Source organism: Citrobacter sp. Ca225 (assembly GCF_030337175.1).
Classification (GTDB): Bacteria; Pseudomonadota; Gammaproteobacteria; order Enterobacterales; family Enterobacteriaceae; genus Citrobacter_A; species Citrobacter_A amalonaticus.
On sequence record NZ_JAOWCD010000063.1, the window covers coordinates 94,191 to 118,413 of the forward strand.

18 protein-coding genes and 2 tRNA genes are annotated in these 24,223 nt (G+C 52.9%); 4 read left to right on the plus strand and 16 right to left on the minus strand.

The window, feature by feature from the left end; genetic code table 11:
* Window positions 1-3 precede the first annotated feature (3 nt).
* Window positions 4-882, plus strand: coding sequence for a U32 family peptidase (locus tag OGW13_RS08610; protein ID WP_433913834.1), 879 nt, complete (start codon window positions 4-6; stop codon window positions 880-882).
* Between the two features lie 80 nt (window positions 883-962).
* Window positions 963-1,970 (plus strand): luciferase-like monooxygenase, encoded by a 1,008-nt coding sequence (locus OGW13_RS08615; protein WP_044255915.1) that lies wholly within the window; start codon window positions 963-965, stop codon window positions 1,968-1,970.
* A gap of 85 nt (window positions 1,971-2,055) precedes the next feature.
* Here OGW13_RS08615 and mtr read toward each other — a convergent pair whose 3' ends face one another.
* The 12 genes from mtr to OGW13_RS08675 form a co-directional block, all read right to left on the minus strand.
* On the minus strand, window positions 2,056-3,300 hold the full coding sequence (gene mtr / locus OGW13_RS08620; RefSeq protein WP_287115903.1) for a tryptophan permease: 1,245 nt from the start codon (window positions 3,298-3,300) through the stop codon (window positions 2,056-2,058).
* Window positions 3,301-3,443: 143 nt separating this feature from the next.
* The gene (gene deaD / locus OGW13_RS08625; protein ID WP_042998279.1) at window positions 3,444-5,321 is read right to left on the minus strand and encodes an ATP-dependent RNA helicase DeaD; all 1,878 of its coding nucleotides are present in this window, start codon (window positions 5,319-5,321) and stop codon (window positions 3,444-3,446) included.
* Window positions 5,314-5,394: a protein YrbN gene (yrbN, locus tag OGW13_RS08630; protein WP_010723222.1), complete on the minus strand. Its 81-nt coding sequence runs from the start codon at window positions 5,392-5,394 to the stop codon at window positions 5,314-5,316. Before yrbN ends, deaD begins: the two co-directional genes overlap by 8 nt.
* Window positions 5,395-5,499: 105 nt before the next feature.
* Window positions 5,500-6,384, minus strand: a complete 885-nt coding sequence (gene nlpI, locus OGW13_RS08635) for a lipoprotein NlpI (protein WP_042998280.1) — start codon at window positions 6,382-6,384, stop codon at window positions 5,500-5,502.
* A 109-nt stretch (window positions 6,385-6,493) separates the two neighbouring features.
* A complete protein-coding gene (gene pnp, locus OGW13_RS08640) occupies window positions 6,494-8,629 on the minus strand; it encodes a polyribonucleotide nucleotidyltransferase (protein WP_042998281.1) in 2,136 nt (711 codons plus the stop codon).
* Window positions 8,630-8,874: 245 nt separating this feature from the next.
* Window positions 8,875-9,144: a 30S ribosomal protein S15 gene (rpsO, locus tag OGW13_RS08645; RefSeq protein ID WP_000059465.1), complete on the minus strand. Its 270-nt coding sequence runs from the start codon at window positions 9,142-9,144 to the stop codon at window positions 8,875-8,877.
* Between the two features lie 149 nt (window positions 9,145-9,293).
* Window positions 9,294-10,238 carry a tRNA pseudouridine(55) synthase TruB gene (gene truB, locus OGW13_RS08650; protein ID WP_090050699.1) on the minus strand — a complete coding sequence of 315 codons (945 nt, stop codon included), beginning with the start codon at window positions 10,236-10,238 and terminating at the stop codon, window positions 9,294-9,296.
* On the minus strand, window positions 10,238-10,639 hold the full coding sequence (rbfA, locus tag OGW13_RS08655) for a 30S ribosome-binding factor RbfA (RefSeq protein ID WP_042998283.1): 402 nt from the start codon (window positions 10,637-10,639) through the stop codon (window positions 10,238-10,240). The genes truB and rbfA overlap by 1 nt, the downstream gene beginning before the upstream one ends.
* Window positions 10,640-10,849: 210 nt before the next feature.
* Window positions 10,850-13,540, minus strand: a complete 2,691-nt coding sequence (gene infB / locus OGW13_RS08660; protein WP_042998284.1) for a translation initiation factor IF-2 — start codon at window positions 13,538-13,540, stop codon at window positions 10,850-10,852.
* Window positions 13,541-13,564: 24 nt separating this feature from the next.
* Window positions 13,565-15,052, minus strand: a complete 1,488-nt coding sequence (gene nusA / locus OGW13_RS08665) for a transcription termination factor NusA (protein WP_042325113.1) — start codon at window positions 15,050-15,052, stop codon at window positions 13,565-13,567.
* A gap of 27 nt (window positions 15,053-15,079) precedes the next feature.
* The gene (gene rimP, locus OGW13_RS08670) at window positions 15,080-15,532 is read right to left on the minus strand and encodes a ribosome maturation factor RimP (RefSeq protein ID WP_150547131.1); all 453 of its coding nucleotides are present in this window, start codon (window positions 15,530-15,532) and stop codon (window positions 15,080-15,082) included.
* Window positions 15,533-15,739: 207 nt separating this feature from the next.
* A tRNA-Met gene (locus OGW13_RS08675) sits at window positions 15,740-15,816 on the minus strand.
* A 298-nt stretch (window positions 15,817-16,114) separates the two neighbouring features.
* On the opposite strand from OGW13_RS08675, the gene argG reads away from it, so the two are divergent.
* Both argG and OGW13_RS08685 read left to right on the plus strand, forming a co-directional pair.
* Complete coding sequence (argG, locus tag OGW13_RS08680; protein ID WP_044255923.1) at window positions 16,115-17,458, plus strand: argininosuccinate synthase; 1,344 nt, start codon at window positions 16,115-16,117, stop codon at window positions 17,456-17,458.
* Window positions 17,459-17,830: 372 nt separating this feature from the next.
* The gene (locus OGW13_RS08685; protein WP_287115907.1) at window positions 17,831-21,007 is read left to right on the plus strand and encodes an autotransporter outer membrane beta-barrel domain-containing protein; all 3,177 of its coding nucleotides are present in this window, start codon (window positions 17,831-17,833) and stop codon (window positions 21,005-21,007) included.
* Between the two features lie 309 nt (window positions 21,008-21,316).
* Here OGW13_RS08685 and OGW13_RS08690 read toward each other — a convergent pair.
* From OGW13_RS08690 to folP, 4 genes are all read right to left on the minus strand, one after another.
* A tRNA-Leu gene (locus tag OGW13_RS08690) sits at window positions 21,317-21,403 on the minus strand.
* A gap of 9 nt (window positions 21,404-21,412) precedes the next feature.
* Window positions 21,413-21,745, minus strand: a complete 333-nt coding sequence (gene secG, locus OGW13_RS08695) for a preprotein translocase subunit SecG (protein WP_042998286.1) — start codon at window positions 21,743-21,745, stop codon at window positions 21,413-21,415.
* 228 nt (window positions 21,746-21,973) lie between these two features.
* Window positions 21,974-23,311, minus strand: coding sequence for a phosphoglucosamine mutase (gene glmM, locus OGW13_RS08700; RefSeq protein ID WP_044326668.1), 1,338 nt, complete (start codon window positions 23,309-23,311; stop codon window positions 21,974-21,976).
* Window positions 23,304-24,152, minus strand: a complete 849-nt coding sequence (folP, locus tag OGW13_RS08705; RefSeq protein WP_042998288.1) for a dihydropteroate synthase — start codon at window positions 24,150-24,152, stop codon at window positions 23,304-23,306. Before folP ends, glmM begins: the two co-directional genes overlap by 8 nt.
* Window positions 24,153-24,223 lie beyond the last annotated feature (71 nt).

Here is a 24,223-nt window from a genome sequence, read left to right on the forward strand (position 1 = left end):
GCAATGAAATATTCCTTAGGGCCGGTGCTTTATTACTGGCCGAAAGAGACGCTGGAAGATTTTTATCAGCAGGCCGCCGCCAGCAGCGCGGATGTTATCTATCTTGGCGAAGCGGTGTGCAGCAAACGCCGCGCCACGAAAGTCGGCGACTGGCTGGATATGGCGAAGTCGCTCGCCGGTAGCGGTAAGCAGGTGGTACTTTCAACGCTGGCGCTGGTACAAGCCTCTTCTGAGCTGAATGAGCTGAAGCGTTATGTCGAAAACGGCGACTTTTTGCTGGAGGCCAGCGATCTTGGCGTGGTGAATATGTGCGCCGACCGCAAACTCCCGTTTGTCGCCGGACACGCGCTGAACTGCTACAACGCGGTCACGCTGCGCCTGCTGCTCAAACACGGAATGGTGCGCTGGTGCATGCCGGTAGAACTGTCCCGCGACTGGCTGGTGAACCTGCTCAATCAGTGTGATGAACTGGGGATTCGCCAGCAGTTTGAAGTGGAAGTTCTGAGCTACGGGCATCTGCCGCTGGCTTACTCCGCTCGCTGTTTTACCGCTCGTTCGGAAGACCGGCCGAAAGATGAATGCGAAACCTGCTGCATCAAGTACCCGAATGGCCGCGACGTGCTCTCCCAGGAGAATCAACAGGTGTTCATCCTCAATGGCATTCAGACCATGAGCGGCTATATCTACAATCTGGGGAACGAACTGACGTCAATGCAGGGGCTGGTGGATATTGTGCGTCTGTCACCGCTGGGAACCGAGACATTCGCGATGCTTGACGCCTTCCGCGCCAACGAAACGGGGCACGCGCCGTTGCCGCTTACCGCGCATAGCGACTGCAATGGCTACTGGAAACGGCTGGCGGGTCTCGAACTGCAGTCCTGATAAATAGCTCACTTTGTTAACAACATTAACTAATCTTTAATGCAGTATGAAAAGATTAACTGGTAACAAAGTGAGCCGTTATGACTGACAAAACCATTCCTTTCTCGGTGCTGGATCTGGCACCGATTCCTGACGGATCTTCAGCAAAAGAGGCGTTCTCGCACTCGCTGGATCTCGCCCGCCTCGCGGAAAAACGAGGCTACCACCGCTACTGGCTGGCGGAACACCACAACATGACCGGTATCGCCAGTGCAGCAACGTCGGTACTGATTGGCTATCTGGCCGCCAACACCCGGACTTTGCACCTCGGTTCCGGCGGCGTCATGCTTCCCAATCACTCACCTCTGGTCATTGCCGAGCAGTTCGGTACGTTGAATACGCTCTATCCGGGACGCATTGATCTCGGCCTGGGCCGCGCGCCGGGCAGCGACCAGCCGACAATGCGAGCCCTGCGTCGCCATATGGGCGGCGATATCGATAACTTCCCTCGCGACGTCGCTGAGCTGGTGGACTGGTTTGACGCACGCGATCCAAATCCGCAGGTGCGCCCGGTGCCTGGCTACGGCGAGAAGATCCCGGTCTGGCTGTTAGGTTCCAGCCTCTATAGCGCGCAGTTAGCCGCACAGCTTGGCCTGCCGTTCGCTTTTGCCTCCCACTTCGCACCGGATATGCTGTTCCAGGCGCTGCATCTGTACCGCACGCAGTTCCGGCCATCCGCGCGGCTGGAAAAACCGTATGCAATGGTGTGCATCAACATCATTGCCGCCGACAGTAACCGTGATGCAGAGTATCTTTTCACCTCGATGCAGCAGGCTTTCGTCAAGTTGCGGCGTGGCGAAACGGGCCAACTCCCGGCGCCGATTCAAAATATGGATCAGTTCTGGTCGCCGTCAGAACAGTATGGTGTGCAACAGGCGCTGAGCATGTCGCTGGTGGGTGATAAAACGAAAGTACGCCACGGACTGGAGTCTATTCTGCGTGAAACCCAGGCGGACGAGATCATGGTTAACGGGCAGATTTTTGACCATCAGGCGCGTCTGCACTCGTTTGATCTGGCGATGGATGTGAAAGAAGAGTTGGTGGGGTAGTTTTTGCCCGGTGGCGCTTCCACTTACCTGGCCTACGAGATCGCGTAGGCCGGATAAGGTGTAGCCGCCATCCGGCACAAAAGACTTACTGGTACACAGGCAATAAATTAAAGCTCGACAGGATATGTACCAGCGCGTTACCGACACCAAAAACCAGAATCAGGACAATCATCGGCTTACCACCCCAGACACGGAATTTCGGGCTACCAAAGCGCTGACGCGATTTACGTGCCAGCAACGCCGGTACAATCGCGGCCCAGATGGTCGCCGCCAGTCCTGCATAACCAATGGCATACAGGAAACCGTTCGGCCACAGCAACCCACCGGCGATTGGCGGCACAAAGGTAAGCAGCGCCGTTTTGAAGCGCCCCAGCGCCGAATCATCGAAACCAAACAGATCCGCCAGATAGTCAAACAGTCCCAGCGTCACGCCGAGGAATGAACTCGCCACCGCAAAGTTGGAGAACACCACCAGCAACAGGTCCAGACTGCGACTGTTCAGCACGCCGCTTAGCGCCTGAACCAACACATCAATATTGCCGCCCTTCTGCGCGATACCGATAAACTCTGGACGCGGAATGTTTCCCATCGTTCCCAGCAACCAGACGGAGTAGAGCACCAGCGCCAGCAGCGTACCGTAGACCAGGCACTTCACAATAGTGCGCGGATCTTTGCCGTAGTATTTCATCAGGCTCGGGACGTTACCGTGGTAACCAAAGGACGCCAGACAGAATGGCAGCGTCATCAACAGGTACGGCGTATAAGAGGCGTGACTTTCCGAGACGTTAAACAGCGTGGTCGGCGTGACGTGCCCGAGCAGACTGCCGAAGGTCAGGAAAAAAGTAATGACTTTCGCACCCAGCACGATCGCCGTCATGCGACTCACCGCTTTGGTGCTCAACCACACCACAAACGCCACCAACAGGGCAAAGCCAAACCCTGCCGCACGCGCAGGCACCTTCAGCGACATTTCGCTGAAGGTATGGTGCAAAATCGAACCGCTCGCCGAAATATAGGCGTAGGTCAGGATATAGAGCACGAAGGCAATAGAAATACCGTTGACGACGTTCCAGCCTTTGCCCAGCAGATCTTTGGTGATGGTGTCGAAGCTTGAACCGATACGATAGTTGAGGTTGGCTTCGAGGATCATCAAACCGGAATGCAGCATGCAGAACCAGGTAAAGACCAGCGCCGCCATTGACCAGAAAAACCACGCCCCGGACATGACCACCGGCAGAGAGAACATCCCTGCGCCGATAATGGTGCCGCCGATGATCACCACGCCGCCGAGCAGCGAAGGTGATGTCTGGGTGGTGGTTAGTGTTGCCATTTAGCGATTTCTCCAGCGAATAATGTTGTGACGGCATTTTAATGTGTTGCACTGTACCAGTACAATAGTACAAATGAAATAAAAAAAGCCCCGATAGTTTTACCGGGGCTGTATCTATTACTTTACGTCAGTAAGCAAGATGTTTACGCGTCACGACGACGGCTGGAGCCTTCTTCACGACGTGGTGCACGGCTACCTTCGCGACGTTCGCCGCTGAAACGACGCCCATCACCACGACCACCTTCACGACGCTCACCGCCGAAGCCACGACCACCTTCACGACGCTCGCCACCAAAGCTACGACCACCGCCACGACGTTCAGTGTGCGGCTGCGCATCGCCCAGCAGCTGCATGTTCATCGGCTTGTTCAGGATGCGAGTGCGCGTAAAGTGCTGCAGGACTTCACCCGGCATACCTTTCGGCAGTTCGATGGTGGAGTGCGAAGCGAACAGCTTGATGTTACCAATGTAACGGCTGCTGATGTCGCCTTCGTTTGCAATCGCGCCAACAATATGACGAACTTCAACGCCATCATCACGGCCCACTTCAATGCGGTACAGCTGCATATCGCCAACGTCACGACGTTCACGACGCGGACGGTCTTCACGGTCGCCACGCGGGCCACGATCGTTACGGTCACGCGGACCACGATCGTCACGGTCGCGGAACTCACGCTTCGGACGCATCGGCGCATCTGGCGGCAGAATCAGCGGACGTTCGCCCTGCGCCATCTTAAGCAGAGCGGCAGCCAGAGTTTCGATATCCAGCTCTTCGTCTTCGGCCGTCGGCTGCAGTTTCGCCAACAGCGCACGGTACTGATCCAGATCGCTGCTTTCCAGCTGCTGCTGTACTTTAGCCGCAAATTTTTCCAGACGACGTTTGCCCAACAGTTCAGCGTTCGGCAGTTCAACTTCCGGAATGGTCAGCTTCATCGTGCGTTCAATGTTACGCAGCAGACGACGCTCGCGGTTCTCAACGAACAGCAGCGCACGGCCTGCACGACCCGCACGACCGGTACGACCGATACGGTGAACGTAAGACTCGGAATCCATTGGGATATCGTAGTTTACGACCAGGCTGATACGCTCAACGTCCAGGCCACGGGCCGCAACGTCGGTTGCAATCAGGATATCCAGACGACCGTCTTTCAGACGTTCCAGGGTCTGCTCACGCAGCGCCTGGTTCATGTCGCCGTTCAGCGCGGCGCTGTTATAGCCGCTACGCTCCAGCGCTTCAGCCACTTCCAGAGTCGCGTTTTTGGTACGAACGAAGATAATCGCCGCATCAAAATCTTCCGCTTCCAGGAAACGCACCAGCGCTTCGTTTTTACGCATGCCCCAGACAGTCCAGTAACTCTGGCTGATGTCCGGACGGGTAGTGACGCTGGACTGAATACGCACTTCCTGCGGCTCTTTCATGAAGCGGCGGGTAATGCGACGAATCGCTTCCGGCATGGTGGCAGAGAACAGAGCGGTCTGATGACCTTCCGGGATCTGCGCCATGATGGTTTCAACGTCTTCGATGAAGCCCATACGCAGCATTTCATCGGCTTCGTCCAGTACCAAACCGCTCAGACGAGACAAATCCAGGGTACCGCGTTTTAAGTGATCAAGCAGACGACCCGGCGTACCGACGACGATCTGCGGCCCTTGACGCAGGGCGCGTAACTGCACGTCATAACGCTGGCCGCCGTACAGGGCAACCACGTTCACGCCGCGCATGTGTTTAGAGAAATCCGTCATCGCTTCGGCTACCTGAACCGCCAGTTCGCGGGTCGGTGCCAGCACCAGAATCTGAGGTGCCTTCAGCTCAGGATCAAGATTGTTGAGCAGCGGTAAAGAGAACGCTGCCGTTTTGCCGCTACCGGTCTGGGCCATACCCAGAACATCGCGACCGCCCAGCAGATGCGGAATGCACTCTGCCTGGATTGGAGATGGTTTTTCGTAACCCAGATCGTTAAGGGCTTCAAGGATAGGAGCCTTCAGGCCCAGATCTGCAAAAGTGGTTTCGAATTCAGCCATGTAGTACGTGTGCCTCAAAATTAATGGCGGCCAGTCTACATAACTCATCATGAAATTGATCTGCAATTTTCATTGAAAAGTGTGAACCGGCTCAAAGTAGGTGTATTAACGAACAACAACGCCCTCACCCGCGAAGGTGATGGCAATCAAAAAGATTACGGGCTGATGTGTACGTCAGCTATTGCTGGTCCGATTCTGCCAGGTCATCTTGGTCCTGGCCCAGGAGCGATAATTCCAACAATGCATATCGGTGCTCAACAAAGTTATGAACGTTGTTAGCCACCGCCAGTTTGAACAATGCCGTAGCGTTGTCCAAATCCCCCAGACTTAGGTAGTACTTACCTAAATAGAAGTTGGTTTCACTGAGATGCTCAGCGAGCGAGGTGTTATCCGTTGCGTCCGCCTTGAGCCTATCCATCAGCGTTGCTTCGCTAATGTTGCCCAGGTAGAACTCGACAATGTTCCATCCCCATTGTTCTTTATCCGATTTCTCGAAGCGCTGTTTCAGCGCGACTTTTGCCTGCTTCTCATCGAGCTTCTGCTCGGCGAGATAAAGCCACAGGCTGCGGAAAGGATCATTGGGATCGTCTTGATAAAACGCCAGCAGATCATCTTGCGCTAACTTATCGCGACCGCCGTAATACAATGCGATACCGCGATTTAAGTGCGCGTAGTTGTAAGTTGGATCAAGCTCAAGTACAGAATCAAACGCTTCATAGGCAGCATCAAAATTGCCTGCCTGCGTTAAATAAATGCCTAAGTAATTGAATACTTCAGGCATATCAGGTCGGATTGCCAGCGCTTGTGAAAAATCATTTCGCGCCAATGCCCTCAGACCGAGACTATCATACAACACTCCGCGCTCATATAAAAGCTGTGCGCGTTCGTCATCGGTTAAAGCCCGACTGGCAAGAATTTGTTCCATGCGTGCCAGAATCACTTCCTGCTGCAAAGTCGGTTGCAATGGTACTGCGAGGACTTCACTCTTACGCCAGGTGGAGTTACTGCATCCAGCCAGCGTGAGTGCTGTTGCCACGAAACACCAGCGCAAAAAAGGCTTCATTTCCCACTCCCGAAGACAACGATTAATTGAACGTCCTGTTCCCCGGTTGCTAACAAGGCGTCCTGCCAGGTTAAAAGCCCTCCGCAACGGCGGAGGGCAAATGGCAACCTTACTCGCCCTGTTCGCTTACCGGAGCTTCCGGTGCGGCGGCAGGCTGAGATTGTTCAGTTGCTTCTTTAATGCTCAGACGTACACGGCCCTGGCGGTCAACTTCCAGAACTTTAACCGGTACTTCCTGGCCCATCTGCAGGTAATCGGTCACTTTCTCAACGCGCTTATCTGCGATCTGCGAGATGTGTACCAAGCCTTCTTTACCGCCGCCGATGGCAACGAACGCACCAAAGTCAACGATACGGGTCACTTTACCGTTGTAGATACGGCCCACTTCGATTTCTGCGGTGATCTCTTCGATACGGCGAATTGCGTATTTCGCTTTTTCACCGTCGGTTGCTGCGATTTTCACGGTACCGTCATCTTCGATTTCGATGGTGGTGCCAGTCTCTTCGGTCAGCGCACGGATCACAGAACCGCCTTTACCGATCACATCTTTGATTTTGTCCGGGCTGATCTTAATGGTGTGGATACGCGGTGCAAACTGAGAAATGTCGCCGCGTGGCGCGTTAATCGCCTGTTCCATCACGCCCAGGATATGCAGACGCGCACCTTTAGCCTGGTTCAGAGCAACCTGCATGATCTCTTTGGTGATACCTTCAATTTTGATATCCATCTGCAGCGCAGAGATACCGTCGCGGGAGCCCGCAACTTTGAAGTCCATATCGCCCAGGTGATCTTCGTCGCCCAGGATGTCAGACAGAACAACGTAGTTGTCGCCTTCTTTCACCAGACCCATCGCGATACCCGCAACGGCCGCTTTGATCGGCACGCCTGCGTCCATCAGCGCCAGAGAGGCACCACACACGGAAGCCATGGAAGAAGAACCGTTGGATTCGGTGATTTCAGAAACCACACGCACGGTGTACGGGAATTTATCCAGATCCGGCATCACTGCCAGCACGCCGCGCTTAGCCAGACGACCGTGACCAATTTCACGACGCTTCGGAGAACCGACCATGCCGGTTTCGCCGACGCAGTACGGAGGGAAGTTGTAGTGGAACAGGAAGTTGTCAGTACGCTCGCCCATCAGTTCGTCGAGGCTCTGCGCATCACGGGTGGTACCCAGGGTTGCGGTAACCAGCGCCTGAGTTTCGCCACGAGTGAACAGTGCGGAACCGTGGGTACGTGGCAGTACGCCAGTACGCACGTCCAGACCACGGATCATGTCTTTTTCGCGGCCATCAATACGCGGTTCGCCGGCCAGTACACGGCTACGCACCACGTTTTTCTCGATTGCGTGCAGGATTTCACCCAGTTCGTTAGCGTCCAGGGACTCATCTTCTGCAACCAGCGTTGCGATGGTTTCAGACTTGATCACGTCAACCTGAGCATAACGCTCTTGTTTGTCGGTGATACGGTAAGCGTCGCTCAGGCGAGATTCTGCCAGGGCTGCAACGCGCGCGTTCAGCGCTTCGTTCACCGCTTCCGGCTGCCAGTCCCAACGTGGTTTACCGGCTTCTTTCACCAGTTCGTTGATTTCTTTGATAACCACCTGCTGCTGTTCGTGACCAAACACGACAGCACCCAGCATCTGGTCTTCACTCAGCAGTTCTGCTTCGGATTCAACCATCAGTACGGCGGCTTCCGTACCGGCAACGACCAGATCCAGTTTGCTCTCTTTCAGCTCGTCCTGAGTCGGGTTCAGTACGTACTGGTCATTGATATAACCCACACGTGCCGCACCGATTGGGCCGTTGAACGGAATACCAGACAGAGACAGTGCAGCAGAGGCACCGATCATCGCGACGATATCCGGGTTAACCTGCGGGTTAACGGAAACGACGGTTGCGATAACCTGAACTTCGTTCACGAAACCTTCCGGGAACAGCGGACGAACCGGGCGGTCAATCAGACGCGCGATCAGAGTTTCGCCTTCGCTTGGACGGCCTTCACGACGGAAGAAGCTACCTGGGATGCGGCCAGCAGCGTAGGTACGCTCCTGATAGTTAACGGTCAGCGGGAAGAAGTCCTGACCCGGCTTCGCTTTTTTCTGGCCGACAACGGTCACGAATACCGCCGTGTCATCCATGCTAACCATAACAGCGGCAGTGGCCTGACGGGCCATCATGCCGGTTTCCAGCGTAACGGTATGCTGACCGTACTGGAATTTACGAACGATCGGATTAAGCAAAATAATATCCTTTCCAATTTTTTGGCGACACAGACTGAATCGCCGTTAATACCCGATCTTCTGCGCATCCTCGCGACTAATGACAACCCTAACCCATACGAAATTGGGTAAAGCCTCTCATTAGCCGCGCGAACCTCTGCAACGGAAGATCATTCATAGCAACAATACAATAGTTTCCAGTGAATTGCTGCCATCTGCTTGAAAAAAGGGGCCATGAAGGCCCCCTTTTACGAAACTCGCAAGAATTAGCGACGCAGACCCAGACGCTCGATCAGCGCGGTGTAGCGTGCAACATCTTTACGTTTCAGGTAGTCGAGCAGTTTACGACGCTGAGAAACCATGCGCAGCAGACCACGACGGCTGTGGTGATCTTTTTTGTGCTCTGCAAAGTGGCCCTGCAGGTGGTTAATCTGTGCAGTCAACAGTGCAACCTGAACATCGGTAGAACCGGTGTCGTTTGCATCACGACCAAACTCAGAAACGATTTTAGCTGTAGCTTCAGTACTTAGAGACATTTTAAAACTCCAAAGTATTAAGTATGAAAGGACGCCGATCTCTAATTCAGCGTTCCCAGTGTACGCCAGGTGAACTGTTAAAAAATTCACGCGACGTTAAGCGGCAGTATTCTACTCGTAGCGCCTTCTTATCGCAAGACGAACCCGTGCTACGCCGGATACTCCACCACTAATCGGCGAGGCGCCACGCGACCTTCGTCGTCGATCTCGCCCATACCGATAAATTTACCGTCATCACCTTCCGTGACACGGACTAACCCTTCCTGCGGGGCGCCGTTCGTGCGAACCGGGTTACCGTTTTTGAAGTAAACCGATGATGTTAGCGGCAAATTAACGACAGGGTAGTCCGATGCCGGACTGTCCATCGGCATCAACAGCGGATCAAGCAACTGTGCTGCCGGGATCCCCTGTTGCTCCGCCTGTTCGACCATTTCACGCAGACGCTCCAGCGTGACCATACGATCCACCGGATATTTGCTGACCGTCAGACGACGCAGGAAGATCACATGCGCGCCACATCCCAGCTTCTCACCCAGATCGTCAATAATAGTACGAATATAAGTGCCTTTCGAACAGTGCACTTCCAGCTCCAGTTCATCCCCTTCATGACGGATAAACAACAGCTCGTAAACGGTAATCGGTCGGGCTTCACGCGGCACTTCAATGCCCTGACGCGCGTATTCGTACAGTTTTTTACCCTGATACTTCAGCGCCGAATACATCGATGGCACCTGCTCGATATCACCGCGGAACGTGTCCAGCGCGGCCGCCAGTTGCTCGGGGGTGAAGGCGACCGGGCGCTCCTGTACGATTTGCCCATCGGCATCGGACGTGTCTGTACGCTGTCCCAGACGGGCAATCACCCGATAACGCTTGTCAGAATCCAGCAGATACTGCGAAAACTTGGTCGCTTCCCCGAGGCAAATCGGCAGCATGCCGGTCGCTAACGGATCCAGCGCCCCGGTATGCCCGGCGCGATTGGCGTTATAAATGCGTTTAACTTTTTGCAGTACGTCATTGCTGGACATGCCCTGCGGCTTATCCAGCAGCAGGACACCGTGAATGTCGCGACCACGACGACGAGGACGACTCATTAGTCCTCCTTGCTGTCGTCCGGGTTTACACGACGTTCTTCGTCATGTTTAACCACGTTGGTCACCAGGTTGGACATGCGCATCCCTTCCACCAGCGAATTATCGTAGAAGAAGGTCAGTTCCGGCACGATACGCAGTCGCATCGCTTTACCCAGTAGGCTACGGATGAAGCCGGACGCTTCCTGTAACGCTTTGATGCCTGCCTTGATAGCGTCTTCATCTTTGTCATTCAGGAAGGTGACATACACTTTGGCATACGCCAGATCGCGAGACATTTCGACACCGGAAACGGTGGTCATCATGCCCAGACGCGGGTCTTTAATTTCGCGCTGCAGGATGATTGCGATCTCTTTTTGCATCTCCTGTCCCACGCGCTGCGGGCGACCAAATTCTTTCGCCATAATAAATTCTCCAGACAAAAAAGGGGCCCTAAGCCCCTTTTAAAAATTATTGCCGGGTGGCGCTTCGCTTCCCCGGGCTACGCAAAACCATCTTCTAAGTATTTTGGGTTGCAACAAGGCAACAAGGGCGTGAATCCCCGGAGCATATAACTATGTGACCGGGGTGAACGCTCGTAGCCAACGCAGTGGCGGCCCAAAAGACGACGAAGATTATGCGATGGTACGTTGAATCTCGATGATCTCGAACACTTCGATCATATCGCCAACGCGAACGTCGTTGTAGTTCTTCACGCCGATACCACATTCCATACCGTTACGGACTTCGTTAACGTCATCTTTGAAGCGGCGCAGGGATTCCAGCTCGCCTTCGTAGATAACCACGTTGTCACGCAGGACGCGGATTGGGTTGTGACGTTTGATCGTCCCTTCGGTAACCATACAGCCCGCGATGGCACCAAATTTCGGTGATTTGAACACATCACGAACTTCAGCCAGACCGATGATCTGCTGTTTCAGTTCCGGAGACAGCATACCGCTCATCGCCGCTTTCACTTCATCGATCAGGTTATAGATGACGGAGTAGTAGCGCAGATCCAGGCTTTCGGATTCAATCACTTTACGCGCAGAGGCATCCGCACGAACGTTGAAGCCAACCAGAATCGCGTTGGACGCTGCGGCCAGGGTTGCGTCGGTTTCGGTGATACCACCGACACCAGAACCGATGATCTTCACTTTCACTTCGTCGGTAGACAGTTTCAGCAAGGAGTCGGAGATCGCTTCCACAGAACCCTGAACGTCGGCCTTCAGCACGATGTTCACTTCGTGAACTTCGCCTTCGGTCATGTTGGCGAACATGTTCTCGAGTTTAGATTTCTGCTGACGTGCCAGTTTCACTTCACGGAATTTGCCCTGACGATACAGTGCAACTTCACGTGCTTTCTTCTCGTCACGTACCACGGTCACTTCGTCACCGGCTGCCGGAACACCGGACAGACCCAGGATTTCCACCGGAATGGACGGACCTGCTTCCAGAACTTCCTGACCCAGTTCGTTACGCATCGCACGAACGCGACCGTATTCGAAGCCGCACAGTACGATATCGCCTTTATGCAGCGTACCTTCGCGCACCAGTACGGTAGCAACCGGACCACGACCTTTATCCAGGAAGGATTCGATAACCGCACCGCTCGCCATCCCTTTACGGACCGCTTTCAGTTCGAGAACTTCGGCCTGCAGCAGGATCGCATCCAGCAGTTCGTCGATACCAGTACCTGCTTTTGCAGAAACGTGGACGAACTGGCTCTCACCGCCCCACTCTTCCGGCAGAATGCCGTACTGGGACAGTTCGTTTTTAACGCGATCCGGATCGGCTTCCGGCTTATCGATTTTGTTTACTGCAACCACAACCGGCACACCCGCCGCTTTCGCGTGCTGGATAGCTTCGATGGTCTGCGGCATCACGCCGTCGTCTGCTGCAACAACCAGAACCACGATATCCGTTGCCTGTGCACCACGAGCACGCATGGAGGTAAACGCGGCGTGGCCCGGGGTGTCCAGGAAGGTGATCATACCGTTGTCGGTTTCAACGTGGTAAGCACCGATGTGCTGGGTAATACCGCCCGCTTCGCCAGAGGCCACTTTCGTTGAACGAATGTAGTCCAGCAGAGACGTTTTACCGTGGTCAACGTGACCCATGATGGTCACCACCGGTGCGCGCGGTTCAGCCGCAGCACCCGTATCACGGTCGCTCATTACGGCTTCTTCCAGCTCGTTCTCACGACGCAGGATAACTTTGTGGCCCATTTCCTCGGCAACCAGCTGTGCGGTTTCCTGGTCGATCACCTGGTTGATGGTCGCCATTGCACCCAGCTTCATCATCGCTTTGATGACCTGAGAGCCTTTAACCGCCATCTTGTTCGCCAGATCGCCAACGGTGATGGTTTCGCCAATCACAACGTCACGGTTAACAGCCTGCGCTGGCTTCTGGAAGCCCTGCTGCAGTGCGGAACCTTTACGCTGTTTGCCGCCTTTACCACCGCGAACCGCGGCACGCGCTTCTTCACGGTCGGCTTTGGATTCAGCGTGTTTGTTGCCTTTCTTCGCCGGACGCGCCGCTTTCGTGTTGCGGCCACGGCCACGACCGCCTTCCACTTCACGATCGTTTTCGTCTTCGGCCTGGCGAGCGTGCTGAGAAGTGGTGACATGATAATCGCTCTTATCTTCTTCCACTTTTTCCTGCTCAGCCCACACGCCTGCATTCTCTTCCGCCATACGGCGAGCTTCTTCCGCTACGCGGCGCGCTTCTTCTTCAAGCTTGCGGCGTGCTTCTTCTTCCGCTTTACGCTTCAGCTCTGCAGCTTCATTCTCACGGCGGGCTTTCTCGGCCTGGGCGGTTTTGGTCATATCGTCAGTCTGTTGATTGCTCACTTTGTCTTTTTCCGCAGCTTCGCGTTTCGCTTTATCAGCGGCGTCACGCTTAGCTTGTTCTGCGGCCTCACGGTCAGCTTTTTGTTGCGCCTCGCGTTTGGCCATTTCTTCTGCCTCACGACGGGCCTGCTCTTCCGCTTCACGCTGCGCTTGCTCTTCCGCGGCAAGGCGTTCGGCCTCTTGCGGATCACGTTTCACAAAGGTGCGCTTCTTGCGGACTTCGATTTGTACCGATTTGCTTTTTCCACCGGTACCTGGAATGTTCAGGGTGCTACGCGTTTTACGCTGCAGCGTCAGCTTATCCGGGCCAGAACCATTTTCACGGTTCAGGTGCGCCAGTAAAGTCTGTTTTTCTTGTGCGGACACAGAGTCATCAGCAGACTTCGGGATACCGGCATCAGCAAATTGCTGTACCAGGCGATCCACGGAGGTCTGTATCTCTGCGGCCAGCGTTTTTACGGTTACATCTGTCATGCTGTTCCTTCCTGCTACAGTTTATTACGCTTCGTCGCCGAACCAGCAAATATTACGGGCAGCCATAATCAGCTCACCGGCTTTTTCGTCGGTCAACCCTTCGATATCAGCCAGATCATCAATGCCCTGTTCGGCGAGATCTTCCAGCGTACAAACACCACGGGCAGCCAGTTTGAAGGCCATATCGCGATCTAATCCTTCCAGATTCAGCAGATCGTCAGCCGGCTTGTTATCACCGAGGCTTTCTTCCTGGGCCAGTGCCAGAGTGGTCAGTGCGTTTTTAGCACGCTCGCGCAGTGCTTCAACGGTCGGCTCATCAAGGCCATCGATTTCCAGCAGTTCTTTCATTGGCACGTAGGCCAGTTCTTCCAGAGTGGCAAACCCTTCTTCAACCAGAACAGTGGCGAACTCTTCATCAATATCGAGATATTTGGTGAAGGTATCGATCGCGGCATGTGCTTCAGCCTGATGTTTAGCCTGGAGGTCATCAACGGTCATCACGTTGAGTTCCCAACCGCTTAATTGCGAAGCCAGGCGGACGTTCTGACCATTACGTCCAATTGCTTGCGCCAGGTTACCGGCTTCAACGGCGATATCCATGGTGTGTTTATCTTCATCCACCACGATAGACGCAACGTCAGCCGGTGCCATAGCGTTAATCACGAACTGCGCCGGGTTATCATCCCACAGGACGATATCGATGCGCTCGCCGCCCAGCTCGGTCGAAACCGCCTGAACGCGTGCGCCACGCATACCAACACACGCGCCGACCGGGTCGATACGCTTGTCGTTGGTTTTCACCGCGATTTTCGCACGGGAACCCGGATCGCGAGCTGCGGCCTTAATTTCAATCACTTCTTCGCCAATTTCCGGCACTTCAATGCGGAACAGTTCAATCAGCATTTCCGGCTTGGAACGGGTCACGAACAGTTGCGCGCCGCGTGCTTCCGGGCGAACAGAGTAAAGAACGCCACGAATACGGTCGCCAGGGCGGAAGTTTTCACGCGGCAGCATGTCTTCGCGCAGGATCACCGCTTCAGCATTGCTGCCCAGATCCAAAGAGATATTATCGCGGTTCACTTTCTTCACCACGCCGGTGATGATTTCACCTTCGTGTTCACGGAACTGATCAACAACCATCGCGCGTTCAGCTTCACGAACCTTCTGTACGATAACCTGTTTTGCGGTCTGGGTAGTGATACGGTCAAAGGTCACAGATTCAATCTGATCTTCAACGTAATCGCCCAGGTTCAGGCTTTCGTCTTCAAAACGTGCGGCTTCCAGCGTGATTTCTTTCGTCGGCTGGGTCACTTCTTCAACAATCACCCAACGACGGAAAGTGTCAAAATCACCGCTTTTACGATCGATTTCTACGCGAACGTCAATCTCTTGTTCATATTTTTTCTTTGTCGCTGTAGCCAGCGCACTTTCCAACGCTTCAAAAATTTTCTCGCGTGGCAGCGCCTTTTCATTGGATACGGCTTCAACAACAGCCAAAATTTCTTTGTTCATCGCGGGCTTTTCACCTCATCCAGACTGTTAAAAGTGGGGAACCAGGTTCGCCTTCTGGATATTACTCAGCGCGAACACTTCATCTTTTCCTTCGACTGTGACGGTGATCATTTCACCATCTACCGCTTTGATAACGCCCTGCCATTTACGGCGGTTCTGTACCGCCATGCGGAGTACCAGCGAAACATCTTCACCCAGGAAACGCACATAGTGTTCAGCAGTGAACATTGGGCGGTCGAGACCCGGTGAGGAGACTTCCAGGTTGTAAGCCACAGTAATAGGATCTTCAACGTCCAGAACTGCGCTCACCTGGTGGCTCACATCAGCACAATCATCAACATTGATGCCATCTTCACTATCAATATAGATGCGCAGTGTGGATGTGCGACCGCGAATAAATTCGATGCCGACCAGTTCGTAACCTAAGGCCTCAACTGGCGCTGTAATCATCTCTGTTAATTTTTGCTCTAATGTGGACAAGCCCACCCCCAAGACATAAAAAAAGGGCCTAAAGCCCAGTTATTCTGTAGTCAGATAACAAAAAACCCCGAAAAATCGGGGCTTTAGATAACTGAACCCTATAACCGCAACTGCGGTCTGGAGAACCTTCCGAAAGAATTTTTTTCAAATCCAGCTACGAAGGCCATGGTCTTCACAGTATATTTGAAAAAGAACTCTAAGGGAAAGTGGTTGCGGGGGCCGGATTTGAACCGACGACCTTCGGGTTATGAGCCCGACGAGCTACCAGGCTGCTCCACCCCGCGCCTGAAACGTGGCAAATTTTACTCGTTTTGGGTAAAAGATGCAAATACTGCTGGGATTTGGTACCGAGGACGGGACGTAAAATCTGCGCGTATTATATTGATTACCCCCCCATTGTGTCAACCTTGTTAACGACATAACCTGACATGCCGTCATCAGCGTAATTTACGGAAATAAACACGAAACTCTTCCTGTCTCCGTAAAAAGATGATTAAATGAAAACTCATTTATTTTGCATAAACATGCACTGAGAGCAGAAAGCCGATCTCACCATCAGTCTATCAAGCAGGGTTTTATTTTATGACGACGATTCTCAAGCATCTTCCGGTAGGTCAACGTATTGGTATCGCTTTTTCCGGCGGCCTGGACACCAGCGCGGCACTGCTGTGGATGCGACAAAAAGGGGCTGTCCCATATGCATATACTGCGAACCTGGGTCAGCCAGACGAGGAGGACTATGATGAGATCCCTCGTCGTGCAATGGAATACGGTGCAGAGAACGCTCGACTGATCGACTGCCGTAAACAACTGGTTGCTGAAGGTATCGCCGCGATTCAGTGTGGGGCATTCCATAACACCACTGGCGGGCTCACCTATTTCAATACTACGCCGCTCGGTCGTGCAGTCACCGGCACTATGCTGGTTGCAGCGATGAAAGAAGACGGCGTCAATATCTGGGGCGACGGCAGTACCTATAAAGGAAACGACATCGAGCGTTTCTATCGCTATGGCCTGCTGACCAACGCTGAACTACAGATCTACAAACCGTGGCTGGATACGGACTTTATCGATGAACTGGGCGGTCGTCATGAGATGTCTGAGTTTATGATCGCCTGCGGTTTCGACTACAAAATGTCCGTCGAAAAGGCCTACTCCACGGACTCCAACATGCTCGGCGCGACGCACGAAGCCAAAGACCTCGAGTTTCTGAACTCAAGCGTTAAGATCGTCAACCCAATCATGGGCGTGAAGTTCTGGGATGAGAACGTGAAGATCGCCGCGGAAGAAGTCACCATTCGCTTCGAACAGGGTCATCCGGTCGCGCTGAATGGTAAGACCTTCAGTGACGATGTGGAAATGATGCTGGAAGCGAACCGCATCGGCGGGCGTCACGGACTGGGAATGAGTGACCAGATTGAAAACCGTATTATTGAAGCCAAAAGCCGCGGTATTTACGAAGCCCCTGGGATGGCGCTGCTGCATATCGCCTATGAGCGTCTGCTGACTGGTATCCACAACGAAGACACCATTGAGCAGTACCACGCCCACGGCCGTCAGTTAGGTCGCCTGCTCTATCAGGGTCGTTGGTTCGACTCTCAGGCGCTGATGTTGCGTGATAGTCTGCAGCGTTGGGTCGCCAGCCAGATTACCGGTGAAGTGACGCTGGAACTGCGTCGCGGCAACGACTATTCGATCCTCAATACCGTGTCCGACAACCTGACCTACAAGCCAGAGCGTCTGACAATGGAGAAAGGTGACTCCGTGTTCTCACCGGACGATCGTATTGGGCAGTTGACCATGCGTAACCTGGACATCACCGATACCCGGGAGAAGCTGTTCGGCTATGCACAGTCAGGGCTGCTTTCTGCCTCTTCGGCTACTGGTTTGCCCCAGGTTGAAAACCTGGAAAACAAAGCGAAGTAACGATTTGATAATTAAATGAAGGCCGCGAAAGCGGCCTTTTTTATCTATGCCAGATAAGTGCAATCCCATGGAGCATAACTTATTAATGATATCTGCTGGATATAGTAGAGGATTTCTACACATCAGAATGTAACAGCAAAAAAGCACTCCTGGGATTATTGATAATAATATTATTCTATTCCCAATTGAGCGAATTTTTATTTATCCTGTATTTCATTCACCTCGTAACTAATGAAAATTGTTCTTCAACGCTGATTTTCGGATTTTTATATTTGCACTCAAAAAGTCATCCTCGATATTCTTTTCATAAACGATGAAGATTAAACCAATTTGGTAATTATCTGAATCAATTGTTAATGAAGAAGCAAAAGGATGTTGCTTATGTATAGTTATAATGAAAATAATTGTCTGAAAATAAAAATGCTTACTATAACGATCATGATGGCGTTAGCACCGTGGAAGGCTATCGCGGTCAACGATGGTACCGTTATGGCTGGCGCGAACCAGACAATAACCTTAACGCCAGGTGGACAATATACGAATACCGCCTCCACTGTTGTTCTGGACGCTTACCGCACCGGAGGTATCATCAGCGGTAACAACGTGGAGATTTATGCTGACCGTACGCTTTATGGTGCGACATATACGCTTTTGAGAGCATATGGAGGTGGGGAAATTCGATTGTCGAATTCGACAGCCAGTCTGACTTCAACCACACAGTCAGGCTCTTATCACGATCGGCTTTTTTTGGCTCAGGATGCTGGAAGTCTATTAAATATTGCCAATACATCACTATGGAGTTATGCCTATCTTGGCGAAGTAAGTAATGGTGCATCTGCGGTTATCAGCAACAGTACAGTCTCCACTGGGCGAGGCGTGAAGGTTACTGGCACCGGCTCGCACCTGGATATAAACAATGATTCTGATATCACCATTCGTGGAGATAGCTACGGTTTAGATGATACAGGAATTAAGGTCACCGGCGGCGCCACGCTGAATATTGAGAACAGTCGGATTACTGTTCTGGATAACGGGGATGATTCAAGCTCATCATTACCGCCGAATCCGGCAGCCATTACCGTCTCGAATGCTCTGGCCCCGAGCGATCTTGCAACCAGAGCCACATTAAATAACCTCTCGATTGAAACAAGAGGTTATCAGTCAAATGCCGTGACTGTCACTCACGGAAATGTCTCCGCAGCGATGAACAATCTCACTATTGTCACACGCGGTCTGGGATCACATGGACTTTATATTGATGCAACTGCAAATGTTGCCTCTTCACTCTCCAATTCTTCCATTGAGACGTTTGGTTACTCCGGCGTAGGGGCGCAAGTCATAGATAATACAGAGTTGACACTGGATAACATCGATATCACATCTCACGGATACCGCTCAACCGGGATTATCGCTGCCCAGAGGGGGAGCGGTTTACCCCAGACAACAATCCTGACCGCCACAGACATCGATATTACCATGAATGGTAAAGACAGTATCGGTGTGGAAAATACCCGGTCTAAAACCTACCTGAATGATATTCGACTCACGCTTAGAGGTGATAACTCTACGGCCGTCAGTGTTGGTGCGTATATTTATGAGGCCACAGCCCATATTGACAACCTGACAGCACAAGTTTCAGGCAATAACTCGACGGGGATGTTTCTCGGCGGAAGCCCGGATATCAGATTCAATCAGAACAGCATAAACATGACAGGTAATAATAGTCATGGTTTGCTGGTCGGCTACCAGACAATAAGCTCCAGCAGCGCGTTACCGATGGTTGAAAGCCATATTGAAACCCGGGATGGCTACGCAGTGCGAACGATTAATACCGACCTTAATCTTGATTTAACCCGCTCGACGCTGACGGGACGTAGCGGCGGAGAGGCAGGTACAGCGGTCAGTGTCGAAGACAACGGCGCGTACCAGTCCGGTGTGGTGAACGTCGCTGCCAACGACAATTCGCACATTTTTGGTGATGCGGTTTCGCGTTCTGCTAATGCCACGGCGCTGAATATCGCCCTGAATGGTTCATCAACAATGACCGGTCGTATTGTTCGCGGGTACAGTATGGCGCTGGATGAGACCAGCCGCTGGAATGTGACAGGGGATTCCGACATTACGAGCCTGACGAATACAGGCACATTGGCATTTACTCCACCTGGGGAGAACGGCGTCTTCAAAACCATTACTGTCGGAAATTATCTGGGTGGCGGTACGTTAATCATGAATACTGCGCTGGGCGATGATAGCTCAGCAACCGACAAACTGGTCGTGACAGGTGATACTGCCGGAACCACCAGACTGTATGTAAACAATTTCCATGGGTCCGGCACCACAACGGTAGATGGTATAGAAGTGATAAGCGTGGGCGGGCAATCAGATGGCCTGTTTACGCTTGAAAATCGCGCTCTGGCCGGGGCATACGAATATTTCCTGCATCAGGATGAGGGTGACTGGTATTTGCGCTCTGCACTGGCTCCAGAACCAGAGCCAGAGGACCCTGTGGAACCGGAAATACCGGTCAACGATCCTGAAGAACCAGAATCACCAGAAATACCGGGCAATGACACGCCAGTTGCACCTTCATCGCCCGCTGCGGAAACCGAGCAGAAACCGCAAATTTATCGCCCGGAAGCCGGGGCCTATCTCGCCAACATGGCAGCGGCAAATCGTCTTTTCAGCCATACCCTGAAAGATCGTGAAGGTCGGGCACAAGATTCCAGTATATGGTTACGGCAACAGGCGTTCCGTAGTAAATCACAAGACGGCAGCGGTCAGTTGCAGATGCGCGGAAACAGCTATGTCATTCAGGGAGGCGGTGAACTGTGGAGTGGTCAATTCAGCGAACAGGATAGACTCGGTGTAGGCATCATGGCGGGTTATGGCTACAGCCGCGGGAATACGCAATCCACAAAAACACATTATGACGCCAAAAATAGCCTCCATGGCTACAGCGTGGGCACTTACGCCACCTGGTATCAAAATTCAGAGTCCCGCAACGGCCTGTATATCGATAGCTGGTTGCAATACAGTGCGTTTCGCGCATCGGTGAATGGCGATGGAGTGGCGAGCGAAAGTTATAACATCAGTGGTCTGAGCGGTTCACTGGAGAGTGGCTATCGTCAACCGCTGCACCAGAGCGCTAATGGCTCGCTTTTCATCACCCCGCAGGCACAGGTCATCTGGAGTGGCATTAAAGCCGATCCTCATCAGGAAGTGAACGGTACGCGAGTTGACGGTAGCGCCGGCACCCAAACACGTCTTGGTCTGAATCTTTCGTACGACACGCTGAATGCGCAAACCAGGGGTAAGCAGTTTACCGTTTACGGTGAGGTCAATTGGCTGCACAACACCCGGAATGTCAATGCCACGCTGGACAACGTCAGGGTTGAACAGGCTGGAAGTCGCAATGTCGGGGAAGTGAAACTGGGTCTTGAGGGCCGGGTGACGGACACCCTCACTCTCTGGACAAACCTTGCACATCAGGTTGGAACGAAGAGCTACAGTGATACCTCGGCAACTATCGGTATTAAGTACCATTTTTGAGTCGATGATAACGCACTGAAGCGACCGTATTCTGGAAACAGTCTCAGTCCGCACAGAGAAGCCGTATCGATGTTCTCCTGACTGACTTTTCAGGGTACGGTTATCAAATAACTCCAACCTAATCGACAATATCTGCCCGGGCTAGTCCCGGGTTCTTTTTATCCGCATCCTGATGCGCCAGCGAACGGTAAGATCGCCGAGAGGCATTCTGGGTTATCAAAGGAGCGGGTAAAAATGAGGAAGGACATCAGCATTACGCAGGCTTCAGATACGACAATGGACGTCTATTGACGTCCATTGCTTGAATATTGGTACCGAGGACGGGACTTGAACCCGTAAGCCCTATTGGGCACTACCACCTCAAGGTAGCGTGTCTACCAATTCCACCACCTCGGCACAGAAATCTTACTGTGGGATATCGCTGGTCGGCTTAGCCGGAGCAGTTGGCTGAGGCTGTTCGGTTTTCGCCGGCGCGCTCAGATTTTCCCACTCACTTCCTTTATTGGTTTTGTTGCTGTTGATATTGCCCAGCACCAGACTGATGATAAAGAACAACGTCGCCAGCACAGCCGTCATACGGGTCATGAAGTTACCAGAACCACTTGAACCAAACAGCGTAGCGGAAGCGCCTGCTCCGAAGGAGGCTCCCATATCAGCGCCTTTACCTTGCTGCAGCATGATCAAGCCCACAAGGGCAATTGCCACAATAAGGAAAACTACCAAAAGAGCTTCGTACATAATCAACCTGTTCCTTGCGGAGTTGCCGCATACCAATTGCTTCTAACCAATAAAGCGGGATATTTTACTGTTTCCCACTGAAGCGGGTGTGAATACTAACCAAAGCGAATGACCTTCGCAAGGGCAATTTTAGTGCATTGTATCAACTGCGGAAAAAAACAGCAAAAGCCGGGTTTCCCTTTAATAAAAAGGCAGCAAATGCCGCCTTTTTATGCAGTTAAGTCTGTATTACACCGCTTTAACCGCATCCGCAATGCGATGGGCAAACTCGGTCACCAAGGCTTCATCTTCGCCTTCAACCATCACGCGGATTAACGGCTCAGTGCCCGATTTACGCAGCAATACACGTCCACGACTTCCCAGCGCAGATTCTACGTCCGCAGTCACGGCTTTCACCGTATCATTTTCCAGCGGATCGCCGCTACCGGCGGTGTAACGCACATTTACCAGGATCTGCGGGAACATTTTCATGCCGCTGCAGAGATCGTGAAGGCTCATGTGGTTACGCACCATCGCCGCTACTACCTGCAAACCGGCAACAATGCCGTCACCGGTGGTGGTTTTATCCAGCAGAATGACGTGACCAGAGTTTTCCGCCCCGATACGCCAGCCTTTTTCCTGCATTTTTTCCAGCACGTAGCGGTCACCGACTTTCGCACGGGTAAACGGAATGCCGAGTTGCTTGAGCGCCAGTTCCAGCCCCATATTGCTCATCAGCGTCCCGACCGCGCCACCGCGCAGTTGTCCCTGACGCAGGGCTTCACGGGCGATGATATACATGATCTGATCGCCATCGACTTTATTGCCTTCATGGTCAACCATGATCACGCGGTCACCGTCGCCATCCAGCGCGATACCCAGATCGGCTTTTTCCGCGAGCACGCGGGCCTGCAAGGCACGCACATCGGTGGCACCGACTTCTTCGTTAATATTCACGCCATTGGGCTCACAGCCAATGGTAATCACTTTCGCACCCAGTTCACGCAGCACGTTAGGCGCAATGTGGTAGGTTGCCCCGTTAGCGCAATCCACCACAATTTTAAGTTCGTTCAGGCTTAACTCGTTCGGAAAGGTGCCTTTGCAAAATTCAATGTAGCGCCCTGCTGCATCAACGATGCGGCTGGCTTTACCGAGCTCAGCGGAGTCCACACAGGTGATCTCTTTTTCCATCTCCGCTTCAATGGCTTCTTCGACGGCGTCGGGTAGTTTGGTACCGTCGATGGAGAAGAATTTAATACCGTTGTCATAGAACGGGTTATGCGATGCGGAGATCACAATCCCGGCTTCGGCGCGGAAAGTACGCGTCAGGTAAGCAACTGCAGGCGTCGGCATTGGGCCCGTAAACGAGGCGGACAACCCTGCTGCCGCCAGACCCGCTTCAAGTGCTGACTCCAGCATGTAACCGGAAATACGGGTATCTTTGCCGATGATGATTTTACGCGAGCCGTGGCGCGCCAGGACTTTACCGGCCGCCCAGCCCAACTTCAGTACAAAATCAGGCGTAATCGGCGCATCGCCCACACGGCCCCGGATCCCATCAGTGCCAAAATATTTACGGTTACTCATAGCGTTTGTTTTCCTTTGCGGACAATGTGGCTTCCACCACACGCATCGCTTCTACGGTTTCTTTGACGTCATGGACACGAATGATCTGCGCCCCCTGCATAGCAGCAATGACCGCACAGGCAAGGCTACCGCTCAGACGCTCTGATGGGCCCACATTGAGCAGTTGGCCCACCATCGATTTACGTGACATTCCCACCAGCAGCGGCAGGTTAAAATGGTGAAATTCAGCCAGTCGCGCCAGTAATGTATAGTTATGGGAGAGATTTTTACCGAAACCGAATCCCGGGTCGAGCAACAATTTCTCTTTTGCGATGCCTGCCCTTTCACAACGTGCTATTTGCTCAATAAAGTAGCGATTTACCTCGGCAAACACGTCCTCATATTTGGGCGCTTCCTGCATGGTCTTCGGCTGTCCTTGCATATGCATCAGACAAACCGGTAAACCGGTTTCTGCCGCCGCCTCCAGCGCGCCGGGTTCAGAGAGCGAGCGAATATCGTTAATGATGTGAGCACCGACTCTTGCCGATTCGCGGATCACTTCAGGCTTTGAGGTATCAACAGAAATCCAGACTTCAAAACGTTGGGCAATCGCCTCAACCACCGGGATAACACGCGCCAGTTCCTCTTCCACACTCACATCCGCCGCACCGGGGCGCGTAGACTCACCGCCGACATCAATGATAGTCGCCCCGGCATTAATCATCAGATTGGCATGTTTCACTGCCTCAATCAGCGTGTTGTGCGTTCCACCATCCGAGAAAGAGTCCGGCGTGACGTTAAGGATCCCCATCACATGAGGATGGCTGAGATCCAGTGAAGTGCCCTGGGCATAGAGTTTCATGGTGTTATCCCTGGTATAAATTGATAAGAAAAAACCCCGGAGCAAGCCCCAGGGTTTTCAATTAAACGCAG